The following is a 14,132-nucleotide window of genomic DNA, read 5'->3' on the forward strand; positions in this document are numbered from 1 at the left end:
TGCGGAATATTCTTGTAGTTATGCGAGCGCCACGAGCGGGCCGGGTCTGACCCGGATCACCTGCCGATGGCGCATACCCGGGTCCCGAAAGGGGCCTTTTTTATTTTGGCCGCATGGGAGCGCGTATCCCGAGCAAGCATGTCTGGAGCTCAAGATGTCGAAGACGATGACCGGCGCCGAAATGGTGGTGCAGGCCCTGCAGGATCAGGGCGTGACGCATTTGTTCGGATATCCGGGCGGCGCGGTCCTTCCGATCTATGACGCGCTTTTTCATCAGACCAGGATCCAGCATGTTCTCGTCCGCCACGAGCAGGGCGCGGCCCATGCGGCGGAGGGCTACGCCCGCTCGTCGGGCAAGGTCGGCTGCCTGCTGGTGACGTCGGGTCCCGGCGCGACCAACGCCATCACCGGCCTGACCGACGCCTTGATGGATTCGATCCCCGTCGTCTGCATCACCGGCCAGGTGCCGACCCATCTTATCGGTTCGGACGCCTTCCAGGAATGCGACACGGTGGGCATCACCCGCCATTGCACGAAACATAATTATCTCGTCCGCCGGATCGAGGACCTGCCCCGCATCCTGCACGAGGCCTTCTATATCGCGCGCTCGGGCCGCCCCGGCCCGGTGGTGATCGATATTCCGAAGGACGTGCAATTCGCGTCGGGGACCTATAACCCGCCGAAGAACATCCAGCACAAGACCTACCAGCCGCAGCTCAAGGGCGATCTCGGCAAGATCAAGCAGGCCTTGGCGATGATGGCCAAGGCCAAAAAGCCGATTTTTTATACCGGCGGCGGCGTCATCAACGCCGGCCCGATGGCCTCGACCCTGCTGCGCGAACTGGTGGCGCAGACCGGATTTCCCATCACCTCGACCCTGATGGGCCTCGGCGCCTATCCGGCCTCGGGCAAGGCCTGGCTCGGGATGTTGGGCATGCACGGCTCCTATGAGGCGAACAACGCCATGCACGATTGCGATCTGATGATCGCCGTCGGCGCGCGTTTCGACGATCGCATCACCGGCCGTCTCGACGCCTTCGCGCCTTATTCGAAGAAGATCCACATCGACATCGACCCATCCTCGATCAACAAGAACGTGCCGGTCGATCTCGCCATCGTCGGCGACTGCGCCCATGTGCTCGAGGACATGGTGCGGCTGTGGCGCTCGGAGGCGCTCGCCGCCGACAAGAAGGCGTTGCAGGACTGGTGGGGCCAGATCGACCGCTGGCGCGGCCGCAATTCCTTCGGCTACAAGAAGTCGGACACGGTCATCAAACCGCAATATGCGGTCGAGCGGCTTTATGCGTTGACCAAGGGCCGCAAGACCCTGATCACCACCGAGGTCGGCCAGCATCAGATGTGGGCGGCGCAGCATTACCGCTTCGAGGAGCCCAACCGCTGGATGACGTCGGGCGGCCTCGGCACCATGGGCTATGGCCTGCCGGCGGCGATCGGAGCCCAGCTCGCCAACCGCGACGCTCTGGTGGTCGATATCGCGGGCGAGGCCTCCATCTTGATGAACATTCAGGAGCTTTCGACAGCGAAGCAGTTCCGCTGCCCGGTCAAGGTCTTCATCCTGAACAACGAATATATGGGCATGGTGCGCCAGTGGCAGGAATTGCTGCATGGCGGGCGCTATTCCTCGTCCTATTCCGAGGCTCTGCCCGATTTCGTCAAGCTCGCGGAGGCCTATGGGATCAAGGGGATGCGCTGCTCCGATCCCTCGCAGCTCGACGCCGCGATCCAGGAAATGATCGACAGTCCCGAGGCGGTGTTGTTCGACTGCGTCGTGGACAAGGCCGAGAACTGCCTGCCGATGATCCCGTCGGGCAAGGCCCACAACGAAATGATCCTGCCCGACGCCGACGAGGATATCGGCAATGTCATCGACGACAAGGGCAAGATGCTGGTGTGAGTTTTCCGCGCGGCGCTTTGCGCCGCGTTGCTTCAACCTCGCCGTCATTGCGAGGAGCGACAGGACGAAGTAATCCAAGCCGCGGCTTGTACGTACGGTGGATTGCTTCGCCAAAGCCCGGCATATGCGCCGGGCGTCGCTTCAACCGGCGCGCCATCCGCGCCAATGGCTCGCAATGACGGGGTTCAGTGAGAAAATGGACGGCAATTCATGAACGCCCAGACCCCCGCCGCGCTCTCGCCCTATTCCTCATCCAACGGCAAGGCCTCGCGCACCGAGACCCACACCTTGTCCGTCCTGGTCGACAACGAGCCAGGCGTTCTCGCCCGCGTCGTCGGCCTGTTCTCGGGACGCGGCTATAATATCGAAAGCCTGACGGTGGCCGAAGTCGCCCACGCCCAGCAGCTTTCGCGCATCACGATCGTCACCACCGGCACGCCGGAGACGATCGAGCAGATTTCGCATCAGCTTGAGCGCATCGTCCCGATCCACAAGGTCACCGACCTCAGCCTGCTCGGCAATGCGGTCGAGCGCGAACTGGCGATGATCAAGGTGCGCGGCAAGGGCGAGAACCGGGTCGAGGCTTTGCGCCTCGCCGAGGCGTTTCGCGCCCGCGTCATCGACGCCTCGCTGGAAAGCTTTGTGTTCGAACTGACCGGTGCGCCGAAAAAGATCGACGACTTTGTCGAGCTCATGCGACCGATCGGGCTGGTCGAGGTCGCGCGCACCGGCGTCGCGGCGATCACCCGCGGACCGCAGGGCATGTGATTGGATAAGCTCGTCTCCGGAGCGCGCGCGGGCGCTGCGACAAAACCGCTCGGGCATCATGATTTCCGTCCCGACATCAACGGCCTGCGCGCGCTGGCCGTGCTCGGAGTCGTGGCCTTTCATGCCCATCACGGCCTGCTGCCGGGCGGCTTTACCGGCGTTGATGTCTTTTTCGTCATTTCCGGCTTCCTCATCACCCGCATCATCCTGAGCGAGCGTGAGGCGGAAAAATTTTCGCTGCTGTTCTTCTACGCAAAGCGCGCCAAGCGGATTCTGCCGGCGCTGCTGCTTGTCACTTCCTTTGTTTGGGTCCTCGGCTGGCTGTGGGCCGATCCGCGCCAGTTCCGGATGATCGGCGGCCATATCGAGGCCAGTTCCTATTTCACCGTCAATCTGTGGCTGTTGCGCCAGACGGCGGGGATCGGAGGCTATTTCGACATCGCTTCCAATTCCAAACCGCTGCTGCATCTGTGGTCGCTGAGCATCGAGGAGCAGTTTTATCTGTTCTGGCCGGCGACGATGCTGCTGCTGTTTTCCGCCGGGCGGCGCTGGCTCGGGCCCGGAATCGCGCTGATCTTCGCGCTGTCGCTGGCCTTCTGCCTCTATGAGACGCCGCGCGACCCTTCAGCCGCCTTCTATCTGCCGTGGACCCGCGCCTGGGAACTGGCGCTCGGCGCGCTGCTGGCGTGGCGGGAAGTGTTCATTCTGCATCGCGCGCCCCATCCCGAGCGGCCTTGGGCCGATGTCGGCGCGGGGCTCGGGGTCGCGCTGATCTGCGCTTCTTATGTCCTGCTCGACGAAACGCAAGCTTTCCCCGGCTGGCGGGCGCTGGCGCCGGCGCTCGGCAGCGCCTTGGTGATCGCCTTTCCGGGCTCGCGCATCGGCGCTTATGTGCTCGGCAACCGCGTCGCGCAATTTTTCGGACTGATTTCCTATCCGCTTTATCTCTGGCACTGGCCCTTGTTCGCCTTCGCCCATATCCGGCCCGGCGTGACGCCGGACGGCGCCACCATGGCGGCGCTGTCCGCGCTCGCTGTCGTCCTCGCTTATCTGACCTGGCGTTTCGTCGAGCGGCCGGTCGGCCACCTCTTCCGTCGCCGCCCGCGCGCCGTCGCGCTGGCGCTGGTCGCGCTGCTTGGCGTCACCGGCGTCGTCGGCAGCGCCACCAGAGTCGCGGACGGCGTTCCAAACCGCTTCCCGCCGGAAGTCGTCCGCATCTTCAATTACACCAAGACAGGCGCCGACCTGCCGCGCCTGCAGGCCTGCTTCTATCAGCGCGAGGAAAAGCGCTTTTCCCTAGAAGAGGAAAGGCGGCGCGCCGCGTCCTTCTTCGAGGCGAATCATTGCGGCGTCATCGCCGATCCGCGCAAGCCGACCATCATGATCGTCGGCGATTCCCACGCCGCCGTTCTCTTCGTCGGGCTGGAGCATGAATTTGCCGGGCGCGCCAATGTCGTCGCGATGACCGCGACCTATTGCATGCCGCTGATCGAGAACACGCCGATGGATCAGGGCGCCGGGGGCACGCCGCGCTGCCACGCGATCAACCAATATGTATTCCGGCAGATTCGCGCGATCAAGCCGGACGTTCTGGTGGTGGGGGCCTATTTCGCCTCCTACGCCTCCGATCACGCCTGGCTCTATCCGAATTATTTCAACGATTTCCTCGCCAATGTGCACAGGCTGCACAAGGATGGGGTGAAGAATATCGTGATCGCCGGCGAAATCCCGACCTGGTCGCCCTTCCTGCCCATTCTGGTCGGGCTCGATGTCAACACCGGCAAAAAGCCGCCGGAATTTTCCGCCATCGGCCTGCGGCCTGAATCGCGCGCCGCCGACGCGCGGCTCAAAAAAATGGATTGGGGGCCGGGCGCAACTTACGTGTCCCAGGCCGCAAAATTGTGCCGCGCCGGCGAATGCCGCCGTCTGGTCGGCGACAAGTTGCCGGAGGACATGATCGCGGTCGATTACGGCCATTACAGTTTCGACGGCTCGATTTTCGCGGTCAAAAATATTCTTGCGCCGGTCATCGACCCGCTTCTGGGCAAGGCGCGGGGAAACTAGCGGTCGAAATCTGAAACCTGGCGAGGCAAAGATCGACCAAGACGGTGGTTCCAGACCTTCGATCGGCTGGTGAGAACGCGGCGCCTTGCGCTCGATCTTGCCGCAGTCCGGCGCGTGATCCGACCGGCTGGAACCAAAAGAGCGAGATCCTCGTTTTTCTCCCGGGAGAGTCCGCTCTCAGCTTAGTCGTTCAAGGGAGACCGTTGGCGTTGACGGCGAGGCGGCCGGACTCGCGCCGAGGGCGTCGCCCGGAAATCGGCGGCGCCGTCACTGGTATCCGTCGACCGCCTAATGAACCTCATTCGCCGCGGACCGGCAATGCGGGATCGGCAAATCTCCGAGGAGGTTCTCATGACATGGAGCGTCGAAGGCACATATATCGAGGCTTGCAATTGCGAGGCGGCGTGTCCGTGCATCTTCCTCTCGCCGCCAACCGAGGATGATTGCAGAGTTCTTGTCGGATGGCACATTGACAAAGGTCGTCATGGCGACGCCGTTCTCGACGGGTTGAACGCCGCGCTCATCGCATTTGCGCCCGGCAATATGAAAGACGGCCAGTGGAAAGTTGCGCTCTATCTGGACAGTCGCGGCGACGACAAGCAAAAGGCCGCCCTCCAGGGAATATTCTCGGGCGCCGACGGCGGACATCTCGCCAACCTCGGACCGCTGATCGGCGAAGTCCTGGGCGCGCGCCCCGCAAGAATCAGCTTTAGCGAAAGCGGGAACCGACAGTTCCGTTTTGAAGTGGATGGCGCCGCTTCAACCGAGATGGAGGCGATTCAGGGCCAGGGCGGCGGAACGACCGAGATCAAGGGGCATCCGCTGGCAATATCGCCCGGATACCCTGTGACGGTATCCCGCGCTTCGCACCTCAGGATCGACGATTTCGGAATCAAATGCGAGGTCGGAGGGCGAAATGGTTTCTTCGCGCCGTTCGCCTACCAAAGTTGATCAGAGCGTCACCGCGTCATCGCGCGAACTGATCTTCGAGCGCCCATGGACGGCGGCGGGCATTTGGGCGGCGACGCTCGGAGGATGGCTCGTCCTGTTGTGGGGAGCCACCAACATGGACAGTCCGGCGGCCCAGCTGGCCATGCCGACAGGCGAATGGTCGACGGCGAACTGGTTTGCGGTTTTCGTCATGTGGGCCGTTATGATGGCGGCGATGATGCTGCCTTCGGCGGCGCCGATGGCGATGTGTTTTTCGGCGCTGAACCGGCGGCGCGGCGACGGCGCGAGAACCTTCTTTTTCGTGGCCGCATATCTCGCCTTATGGGGCGCTTTCAGCGGCGCGGCGACCGCCGCGCAATGGGCGCTGCAATCGGCCGGATGGATCTCGCCAATGATTGTGAGCATGTCGCCTGTGTTCAGCGCGGCGCTTCTCCTGATCGCGGGCGTTTTTCAGTTCAGCCCGATCAAACTTGCCTGTCTGCGCGCGTGTCGTTCGCCGCTTGGCTTCCTGATGAACGACTGGAGCGATGGGCTTCTCGGCGCCTGGCGGATGGGAATGCGCCACGGCCTTTATTGTATTGGGTGCTGCTGGGGGCTGATGGCGCTTCTGTTTGTCGGCGGCGCGATGAATCTGCTCTGGGTCGTCGCCCTCGCCGCACTTGTCGCGATAGAAAAACTCGCGCCAAAGGGTGAACTGGTCGCCCGCTTGTTGGGCGTGGTCATGATCGGCGCTGGCGTTGTAAGTTGGACCCGGCCTTTACTGGCGTGACCGCGCGCCCTTCCAGGGCTTGCGCGACCGGCGTTCTGCTTTTTGGATGGGTTGCGCCATCGCGAGTTCGCCATGTTTCACCATTCGCGCCGGTTTTCAGCATTGAGGTGGCGACCGATCGGCGGCTCTGATCTATCCTGCGCCGGACGCGCGGGAGATTCCCATGGCCACGAGTGTCATCCAATATGTTTTGCGACGCCTTCGCGACATCGGCGTGACCGATGTTTTCGGCGTGCCGGGCGATTACGCCTTTCCGGTCAATGACGCCATCTGCAACGAGCCCGGTCTGCGCTGGATCGGCTGCTGCAACGAGCTCAGCGCCGCTTATGCCGCCGAGGGTTACGCCAGGATCAGGGGCGTCGGCGCGCTCTGCACCACTTATGGGGTGGGCGAGCTTTCGGCGATCAACGGCGTCGCCGGCGCCTATGCCGAACATCTCCCGGTGTTTCATCTCGTCGGCGCGCCCAATGTCGCGATCCAGGAATCGCGCGCTCTTATGCACCACACGCTGGGAAATGGTGAGTACGACCTGTTTCGCCGCATGTCCGAGCCGGTGGTCTGCGCCCATGCGGTGATGACCCCGCAGAATGTCGCCTATGAAACCGAACGGCTGATCGCCGAGGCGCTCTATCATCTGCGCCCGGTCTACATGGTCTTTCCCGCCGATCTCGCCTCCGCGCCCGTCGCCGGCGAGGCGCGTGCGATCGCCTCGCCGCAAAGCGACCCGGACGCTTTGGCCCATGTGAGCGAGGTGATTGTTGAGGCGATCGACAAGGCGCGCTCGGCCTGCGTCCTGCCCGGCGTGCTGATCGCTCGCGCCGGATTGCAGCCCGCCCTGCATGAGCTGATCGCCGTTTCGGGCCTGCCCTTCGCCACCATGTTCATGGACAAATCCGTGCTCGACGAGACCCATCCCTGCTACGTCGGCATGTATGACGGCGCGCTGATGCAGCCCGAGGTGCGCGCCTTTGTCGAAGAGGCGGACCAGGTTCTGGCCATCGGCACATTGATGACCGATTTCAACACCGGGGCTTTCACCTCGCGGCTCGATCCCGCCAGAACCATTTCCATCGGCAAGCATCGCGTCCGGGTTGGCGACAAGACTTTTTTCAATGCCGAACTCGGCGATTTGCTGAAAAGCCTGACCTCGCGGCTTTCGCGCCGCGACTGGCCGAAGATCGCGCCGAAGAGGCTCGGTAAGGCGACAGGCGCGGGCGATGACAAGATTGACGCCGCCGCGCTCTATCCGCGCCTCGCCGGTTTCCTGCGCGAGAACGACATTCTTTTCGCCGAAACCGGCACCACCTCGATGGGGCTCGGTTTCGCGCAAATGCCTTCCGGCGCCAATTTCTACAACCAGACCCTGTGGGGCTCGATCGGCTGGGCCACGCCCGCGGCTTTCGGCGCTTCGATCGCAGCGCCCGAGCGGCGCGTCGTGCTGCTCACCGGCGACGGCGCTCATCAGTTCACGGTCCAGGAGATCAGCCAGTTCGCGCGCTACGGGCGGAAGCCGATCGTCTTCGTGGTCAATAATTCCGGCTATCTGATCGAGCGCCTGTTATGCCGCGAGCCCGGGATCGCCTATAACGACATCGCGCCCTGGCGATACAGCCTGTTGCCACAGGCCTTCGGCTGCGACGGCTGGTTCTCGGCGCGGGTCGAAACCTGCGCCGAATTCGATCAGGCGCTGGAGGCGGCGAGCCACGCCGAGACGGGCGTCTATATCGAAATCGTCACCGACGCTTATGCGGCGTCGGACCTGGCGACGAAGATGCACCAGACGTTCCGCAAGCTCTACGAGTGAACGCGGCGCAAAGCGATGTCGCGCGGCGAGTGGTCGAAATTGGGCGCGTGGTTCCCCTTCATGAATGATCCAGAACGGCGGGAAGCGGAAGGTTGCGGGCGCTGATGGCAAGGGCAAAGATGGGCGGACACCCGTCAATGGGGTTCAGGCGCGCCGACGCATGCACGGCGACCTTTTTGTCGCGGGAAGGTTTTGCCGCGCTATACCCGAGTGCTCGTTTGAAGTACAAATAGAACCGCGACTTACCACAGTCGAGCCTCAAGGGGAGGTATTCATGAAAGTGCTCAGGACCGTGTTGCTCGGCGTCGTGATTCTTTCCACCGCCTTGTCGTCGGCGATTGCGCCGGCGTTCGCGTTGGGCGGCTGCGGTCCTAACCGGCATCGCAATGCGTGGGGCCGATGCGTATGGGGCGGTCAAAATGAAGGCTGGTGCCGGAGACATACGGGCCATAGAGCCGTTCGTATGCCCAATGGAACGCTGCGCTGCTTCAGGTGATTGCCCTTCGGCGACGCGCGCCGAAACAGACGGCGCGCTTGGCGTCCTCGAACCCGGCGCCGGCGCGCCAATCGAGATTTCCACTCACGCGACGGGAGCCGAACGCCGGTTGGAACGATGTCCCCTTTGCGTCGACTTGGGACGATCGTCAAACATCCTGCGGATGACGGCTTCGAGCCGAACGCACTCATTCCCGAATGCACCAGGCGTCGGATTTCGACCGCCAGCTCAGCGCGGCCCGGCCTTCACCCCCTCTTGTTGGCGGGATGCACGGTTTTCTCGATGATGTGCATGTCATGGCCGATGACATGTTCGGTCGAGCCGACGATCAGTGGGTCCGGCGGCCTGACGATCGAGGCGTCCTTGTTGGGATAGGGCAGAGTCCACAGGAAATGGGTCATGCAATTGAGGCGGGCGCGCTTCTTGTCGTCGGCCTTGATGATGGTCCAGGGCGCGTCGGCCGTGTCGGTATAGAAGAACATCGCCTCCTTCGCCTCGGTATATTCGTCCCATTTGTCGAGCGAGGCGAGGTCGATCGGCGACAGCTTCCATTGTTTCAGCGGGTCGATCTTGCGCGCCTCGAAGCGGCGGCGCTGTTCCTCGCGCGACACCGAGAACCAATATTTGACCAGCCGGACGCCGGCGCGCGTCAGCATGCGCTCGACTTCCGGGCACTGGCGCATGAATTCGAGATATTCGCTCGGCGTGCAGAAGCCCATGACCCGCTCGACCCCGGCGCGGTTATACCACGAGCGGTCGAACAGGCAGAGTTCGCCGGCCGAGGGCAGTTGCGAAATATAGCGCTGGAAAAACCATTGGGTGCGCTCGCGCTCGGTCGGCTTCTGCAGCGCCACCACCCGCGCGGTGCGCGGATTCATATGTTCCATATAGCGCTTGATCGTGCCGCCCTTGCCGGCGGCGTCGCGGCCCTCGAACAGCATGACGATCTTTTCGCCGCTGGTCTCGACCCAGCGCTGCGCCTTGAGCAATTCCTGCTGGAGTTTCAGCATGTGCTCTTCATAAGGCGCGGTGCGCATATGCACGGCGTAAGGGTATTCGCCGGTCTCGAACACCCGGCGGATCGCGACAGGGTCATGCCGCATCTGGGCGATGTGATGCTGGGGGGAAACTTCAGGCTCGGGGGCCTTGGGCTTGGCGGCGGGTTTTGCGGCGGCTTTGGGCGCCGGGACGGCCGGCGCGGGCATTGCCGCCGCCCCCTCGGCATTGGCGTGCGTTTCGGTCGGTTCGAGGGTTTGGGCCAAAGCAAGTCCTCCACGGGACGCAAAGCACGGCGCGGCGCCCAGCAGAGCGCCGGCAATTCCCGTCACACTACTGTAATTATCCTGCCGGAGCCATGATCCCGCGCAATGCGTCGCGCATTATTGAAGCAGTTCAGGCCCCCGCTTTCAGCAGCTTGTATTGAATCGCGTCGAGCAAAGCCTGGAACGAGGCGTCGATGAGGTTGGGCGACACCCCGACCGTGGTCCAGGTTTCCCCATCCTTGTCGCCGAATTCGATCAGCACCCGGGTCACGGCGTCGGCGCCGCCCTGGAAGATGCGGACCTTGAAATCGAGCAGTTCGATATCGTCGATATATTGCTGATATTTGCCGAGGTCCTTGCACAGGGCGCCATAGAGCGCATGGACGGGGCCGTTGCCCTCGGCGGCCGAGATCAGGCTCTGGCCGTCGATATTGACCCGCACGGTGGCCTCGGAAAAAGTCTCCAGTTCGCCGCGCGCATTGTGGCGGCGCTCGACATCGACGCGGAAGCGATCGACCTCGAAATAATCCGGCACATGGCCAAGCACGCGGCGCGCCAGCAGTTCGAAACTGGCGTCGGCGCCCTCGAAGGCATAGCCCTGCGCCTCCTTGTCCTTGACCGCGACCAGAAGGCGGGCGATGCGCGGATCTTCCCTGCCGACCGGCACGCCAAGCCGCTCCAGCTCGGCGAGAATGTTCGATTTGCCGGCCTGGTCGGACACCAGCACGCGGCGGCTGTTGCCAACGCTTTCCGGCGTGACGTGCTCATAGGTGCGCGGGTCCTTCATCACGGCGGAAGCGTGGATGCCCGCCTTGGTGGCGAAGGCCGAGGCGCCGACATAGGGCGCGTGGCGGTTGGGCGCGCGGTTGAGCAATTCGTCGAGCGCATGGCTGATCTTGGTCAGGCCGCGCAGGCTCTCTTCGGTCACGCCGATCTCGTATTTCTCGGAATATTCCGGCTTCAACATCAGCGTCGGAATGATCGAGCACAGATTGGCGTTGCCGCAGCGCTCGCCGAGGCCGTTGAGCGTGCCGTGAATCTGCCGCGCCCCGGCGCGCACGGCGGCGAGCGAATTGGCCACCGCCTGCTCGGTGTCGTTATGGGCGTGGATGGCGAGGTGGTCGCCCGGCACATGGACCGAAACCGCGCGGACGATTTCTTCGACCTCGTGGGGAAGCGTGCCGCCATTGGTGTCGCACAAGGCGATCCAGCGCGCGCCGGCAGCATAGGCCGCCGCGGCGCATTGAATCGCATATTCGGGATTGGCCTTGTAGCCGTCGAAGAAATGCTCGCAATCGAGAATGGTCTCGCGCCCGGAGGCTACCGCGGCGCGGACGCTGTCGGTGATGCCGTCGAGATTTTCCTCAAGCGAGCAGCCGAGCGCCACAAGCACCTGATAATCCCAGCTCTTGGCGACGAAAACGATTGAATCGGCGGCGCTGTCGAGCAGGGCGGCGATTCCGGGGTCGTTGGAGGCGGAGCGCCCCGCGCGCCGGGTCATGCCGAAGGCGGCGAAGCGCGCCTTGGCTGTCCTCCGGCTCTTGAAGAATTCGGTGTCGAGCGGATTGGCGCCGGGATAGCCGCCCTCGACATAATCGATGCCGAGCGCGTCGAGCAGAGCCGCGATCTGCTTCTTGTCGTCGAGCGAGAAATCGACGCCGGTGGTCTGGGCGCCGTCGCGCAAAGTGGTGTCGAAAAGCGTGACGCGTTCGCGGCTCATTGGATCTTCTCAGGCGCCGAGGCGAGTTTCTTGGTCATGGTGGTGTTGCCCAGGACCTCGTCGCCCAGGAAAACCATGTTGCGCTTTTGCGCCTCATATTTGCGTGCGGCGAAAAAGGCGTGCGCGCAATCGGAGACGTCGGCGGTGAGACTGGCGGCGCGACGTGCGCCGGCGAGCTTTTCCATCGCGTCGCAGAGTCCGGTTCCCACGCCGCGCCGAATGTGCGCGGGATGGACATAGAGCATGTCGAGATGGTCGGCGCCCTTGAGGCTGGCGAAGCCGGCGATTTCGCTGCCGACCGTCGCGACAATGGTCAGTTCGTCGGCGAGTTTTTTTGCAAAGGCCGCTTCGTCGTCGGCCAGCGCCGCCCAGGCCTCGACCTGCGCCTCGCTGTAATCCTCCTGCGCCAGTACCTCGACGCTGGCGCGAAACAGCGCGGCCAGAGCCGGGGCGTCGGCGGGCAAAGCGGGGCGCAGGGCGATATTCTCGCGCATCACAGCAGTCCGTAGTAATGCAGTGCAAAACCGGCGACCAGGGCGACGATCACCACCTTTGCGGCGATGTAATAGAGCCAATGGGCCGGAAAGGGCAGCGTGTCGCGCCAGTCCTTTTCCTTCTCGTCCTTCGGTTCGCTCATCAGGCAACCTCCCATTCCGTTGTCGGCTCGCCGGTCGCCCTGTCCTTGCCGTCCTTGAGCTTCACGCCCATTTCGGCCAGCACGTCGCGCAGGCGGTCGGATTCGGCGAAATTACGCGCCTTTCGCGCAGCAAGGCGGTCAGCCACCAACCGTTCAACTTCCGCAGCGTCCACGTTCGCCTCGGGCGCCTTCTGCGCCCATGTCGCGGGATCGCCCTCGAGCAGGCCGAGCAGGCTGGCGGCGCGGGCGAGCTTTTCGGCTTCGGCTTTGGCGGTCTGGCTGTCGTCGTCGCGCGGCTCGGCCTTGCCGGCCATGGCGTGCAGTTCGGCCATGGCGCGCGGGATGTTAAGATCGTCGCACAAGGCTTCAACGAAGGCCGCGCGCAGGGGCGCATCGTGAGCGCTCACCGCCGTCACGCCCTGGGCGCGCAAGACGCCGTACCAGCGCGCCAGCGTCTTTTCGGCCTCCTCCAGCGCCTTCACGGTCCAGTCGATCGGCTGGCGGTAATGGCTGCGCAGCATGGCGAGGCGCAGGACCTCGCCGCGCCAGGGCTTGCCGCCGAATTTGTCCGAATGAAGCAATTCGTGGATGGTGATGAAATTGCCGAGGCTCTTCGACATTTTCTCGCCTTCGACCTGCAGGAAGCCGTTGTGCATCCAGACATTCGCCATCACGTCGTGGCCGAATGCGCAGCGCGTCTGGGCGATTTCATTCTCGTGATGGGGGAAGACAAGGTCGATGCCGCCGCCGTGGATGTCGAAGACCTCGCCGAGATGCTTGTGCGACATGGCGGAGCATTCGAGATGCCAGCCCGGGCGCCCGAAGCCCCACGGGCTGTCCCAGCCCGGCTCGCCCTCCTTCGAGGGCTTCCACAGCACGAAATCCATCTCGCCCTTCTTGTAGGGCGCGACCTCGACACGGGCGCCGGCGATCATGTCGTCAAGCGGGCGGCGGGAGAGCGCGCCATAATCGGGCATGGAGGGCACGTCGAACAGTACATGGCCGTCGGCGGCATAAGCGTGGCCCCGGGCGATCAGGCGCTCGATGATCACGATCATTTCGGCGATATGTTCGGTGGCGCGCGGCTGGACGTTCGGCGGCAGACAGCCGAGCGCGGCGACGTCTTCCTGGAAGACGCGGTTGGTCTCTTCGGTCAGCTCGCGGATGGTGACGCCGCGTTCGGCGGCGCGGGCGTTGATCTTGTCGTCCACGTCGGTGATGTTGCGGACATAGGTGACATGATCGGCGCCGTATTTTTCCCGAAGCAGGCGGTAAAGCACGTCGAAGACGATCAAAGGCCGGGCGTTGCCAATATGGGCGAAGTCATAGACCGTCGGCCCGCAGACATAGAGCCGCACGTTGCCGGAGTCGAGGGGCGAGAAGACTTCACGCTCGCGGGTGAGCGTGTTGTATAGTTTTACGGGCGTCGAGATGGACATGAATTCCCCTGGCTCTGGCCGGGGCGTCGATCTCGCAGGACGGGAAGGGAGACATGACGGCGCCAGCCAGCTTTGCAGCTAGCTGATAATCGAAATCCCGCAAAGAATTTTCGAATGCGTCATGGCCGGCACCATGTTGTTTTCGGGCGGCGGCGTCAAGGCGTTTTCGGACGGGGCGCGCCGGGCGATCAAAGGCGCGACGGCGTTGTCGCAAGCCGCCCGGGATCCCTGTCCGCAGGGCGGCGCCCCCGACGCGAAACGCGCGCCACTCATCGACGGTTTCCGGGGGCGCGACGTCTGAGAATCG

The 14,132-nt window shown here is 63.6% G+C and carries 13 protein-coding genes; 8 read left to right on the forward strand and 5 right to left on the reverse strand.

The annotated features are described in order from the left end of the window. The first annotated feature begins 154 nt into the window (after positions 1-154). The 7 genes from K2U94_RS08005 to K2U94_RS20745 all read left to right on the forward strand — a co-directional run bounded on the left by K2U94_RS08005 (position 155) and on the right by K2U94_RS20745 (position 8,767). Positions 155-1,915, forward strand: a complete 1,761-nt coding sequence (locus K2U94_RS08005) for an acetolactate synthase 3 large subunit (protein ID WP_243066710.1) — start codon at positions 155-157, stop codon at positions 1,913-1,915. A gap of 210 nt (positions 1,916-2,125) precedes the next feature. Then, positions 2,126-2,683: an acetolactate synthase small subunit gene (gene ilvN, locus K2U94_RS08010; protein WP_243066711.1), complete on the forward strand. Its 558-nt coding sequence runs from the start codon at positions 2,126-2,128 to the stop codon at positions 2,681-2,683. Then, positions 2,684-4,747, forward strand: coding sequence for an acyltransferase family protein (locus K2U94_RS08015; RefSeq protein ID WP_243066712.1), 2,064 nt, complete (start codon positions 2,684-2,686; stop codon positions 4,745-4,747). A 351-nt stretch (positions 4,748-5,098) separates the two neighbouring features. Further along, entirely contained in the window at positions 5,099-5,698 is a 600-nt protein-coding gene (locus K2U94_RS08020) for a DUF1326 domain-containing protein (protein WP_243066713.1), read from the forward strand. Next, positions 5,664-6,467 (forward strand): DUF2182 domain-containing protein, encoded by an 804-nt coding sequence (locus K2U94_RS08025; RefSeq protein WP_243066714.1) that lies wholly within the window; start codon positions 5,664-5,666, stop codon positions 6,465-6,467. The genes K2U94_RS08020 and K2U94_RS08025 overlap by 35 nt, the downstream gene beginning before the upstream one ends. Positions 6,468-6,630: 163 nt before the next feature. Next, positions 6,631-8,271: an alpha-keto acid decarboxylase family protein gene (locus tag K2U94_RS08030; RefSeq protein ID WP_243066715.1), complete on the forward strand. Its 1,641-nt coding sequence runs from the start codon at positions 6,631-6,633 to the stop codon at positions 8,269-8,271. 274 nt (positions 8,272-8,545) lie between these two features. Continuing rightward, a complete protein-coding gene (locus K2U94_RS20745; RefSeq protein WP_425332509.1) occupies positions 8,546-8,767 on the forward strand; it encodes a GCG_CRPN prefix-to-repeats domain-containing protein in 222 nt (73 codons plus the stop codon). Between the two features lie 245 nt (positions 8,768-9,012). Here K2U94_RS20745 and ppk2 read toward each other — a convergent pair whose 3' ends face one another. From ppk2 to cysS, 5 genes are all read right to left on the reverse strand, one after another. Next, positions 9,013-9,972, reverse strand: coding sequence for a polyphosphate kinase 2 (gene ppk2 / locus K2U94_RS08035; RefSeq protein WP_425332547.1), 960 nt, complete (start codon positions 9,970-9,972; stop codon positions 9,013-9,015). 187 nt (positions 9,973-10,159) lie between these two features. After that, on the reverse strand, positions 10,160-11,749 hold the full coding sequence (gene cimA, locus K2U94_RS08040) for a citramalate synthase (RefSeq protein WP_243066717.1): 1,590 nt from the start codon (positions 11,747-11,749) through the stop codon (positions 10,160-10,162). Then, a complete protein-coding gene (locus K2U94_RS08045) occupies positions 11,746-12,243 on the reverse strand; it encodes a GNAT family N-acetyltransferase (RefSeq protein ID WP_243066718.1) in 498 nt (165 codons plus the stop codon). Before K2U94_RS08045 ends, cimA begins: the two co-directional genes overlap by 4 nt. Then, complete coding sequence (locus K2U94_RS08050) at positions 12,243-12,386, reverse strand: hypothetical protein (protein WP_243066719.1); 144 nt, start codon at positions 12,384-12,386, stop codon at positions 12,243-12,245. Before K2U94_RS08050 ends, K2U94_RS08045 begins: the two co-directional genes overlap by 1 nt. After that, complete coding sequence (cysS, locus tag K2U94_RS08055) at positions 12,386-13,825, reverse strand: cysteine--tRNA ligase (RefSeq protein ID WP_243066720.1); 1,440 nt, start codon at positions 13,823-13,825, stop codon at positions 12,386-12,388. Before cysS ends, K2U94_RS08050 begins: the two co-directional genes overlap by 1 nt. A 121-nt stretch (positions 13,826-13,946) precedes the next feature. Here cysS and K2U94_RS08060 point away from each other — a divergent pair, with 121 nt between their 5' ends. Beyond that, a complete protein-coding gene (locus K2U94_RS08060) occupies positions 13,947-14,126 on the forward strand; it encodes a hypothetical protein (RefSeq protein ID WP_243066721.1) in 180 nt (59 codons plus the stop codon). The last annotated feature ends 6 nt before the right edge of the window (positions 14,127-14,132 follow it).

This window comes from Candidatus Rhodoblastus alkanivorans (assembly GCF_022760755.1).
Classification (GTDB): domain Bacteria; phylum Pseudomonadota; class Alphaproteobacteria; order Rhizobiales; family Beijerinckiaceae; genus Rhodoblastus; species Rhodoblastus alkanivorans.

Bases quoted from the DNA above. Each gene is read 5' to 3' on its own strand.
- K2U94_RS08005 (WP_243066710.1), top strand. From the start codon at position 155: ATGTCGAAGACGATGACCGGCGCCGAAATGGTGGTGCAGGCCCTGCAG.
- ilvN (WP_243066711.1), top strand. From the start codon at position 2,126: ATGAACGCCCAGACCCCCGCCGCGCTCTCGCCCTATTCCTCATCCAAC.
- K2U94_RS08020 (WP_243066713.1), top strand. From the start codon at position 5,099: ATGACATGGAGCGTCGAAGGCACATATATCGAGGCTTGCAATTGCGAG.
- K2U94_RS08025 (WP_243066714.1), top strand. From the start codon at position 5,664: ATGGTTTCTTCGCGCCGTTCGCCTACCAAAGTTGATCAGAGCGTCACC.
- K2U94_RS08030 (WP_243066715.1), top strand. From the start codon at position 6,631: ATGGCCACGAGTGTCATCCAATATGTTTTGCGACGCCTTCGCGACATC.
- K2U94_RS20745 (WP_425332509.1), top strand. From the start codon at position 8,546: ATGAAAGTGCTCAGGACCGTGTTGCTCGGCGTCGTGATTCTTTCCACC.
- ppk2 (WP_425332547.1), bottom strand. From the start codon at position 9,972: ATGCCCGCGCCGGCCGTCCCGGCGCCCAAAGCCGCCGCAAAACCCGCC.
- cimA (WP_243066717.1), bottom strand. From the start codon at position 11,749: ATGAGCCGCGAACGCGTCACGCTTTTCGACACCACTTTGCGCGACGGC.
- K2U94_RS08045 (WP_243066718.1), bottom strand. From the start codon at position 12,243: ATGCGCGAGAATATCGCCCTGCGCCCCGCTTTGCCCGCCGACGCCCCG.
- K2U94_RS08050 (WP_243066719.1), bottom strand. From the start codon at position 12,386: ATGAGCGAACCGAAGGACGAGAAGGAAAAGGACTGGCGCGACACGCTG.
- cysS (WP_243066720.1), bottom strand. From the start codon at position 13,825: ATGTCCATCTCGACGCCCGTAAAACTATACAACACGCTCACCCGCGAG.
- K2U94_RS08060 (WP_243066721.1), top strand. From the start codon at position 13,947: ATGGCCGGCACCATGTTGTTTTCGGGCGGCGGCGTCAAGGCGTTTTCG.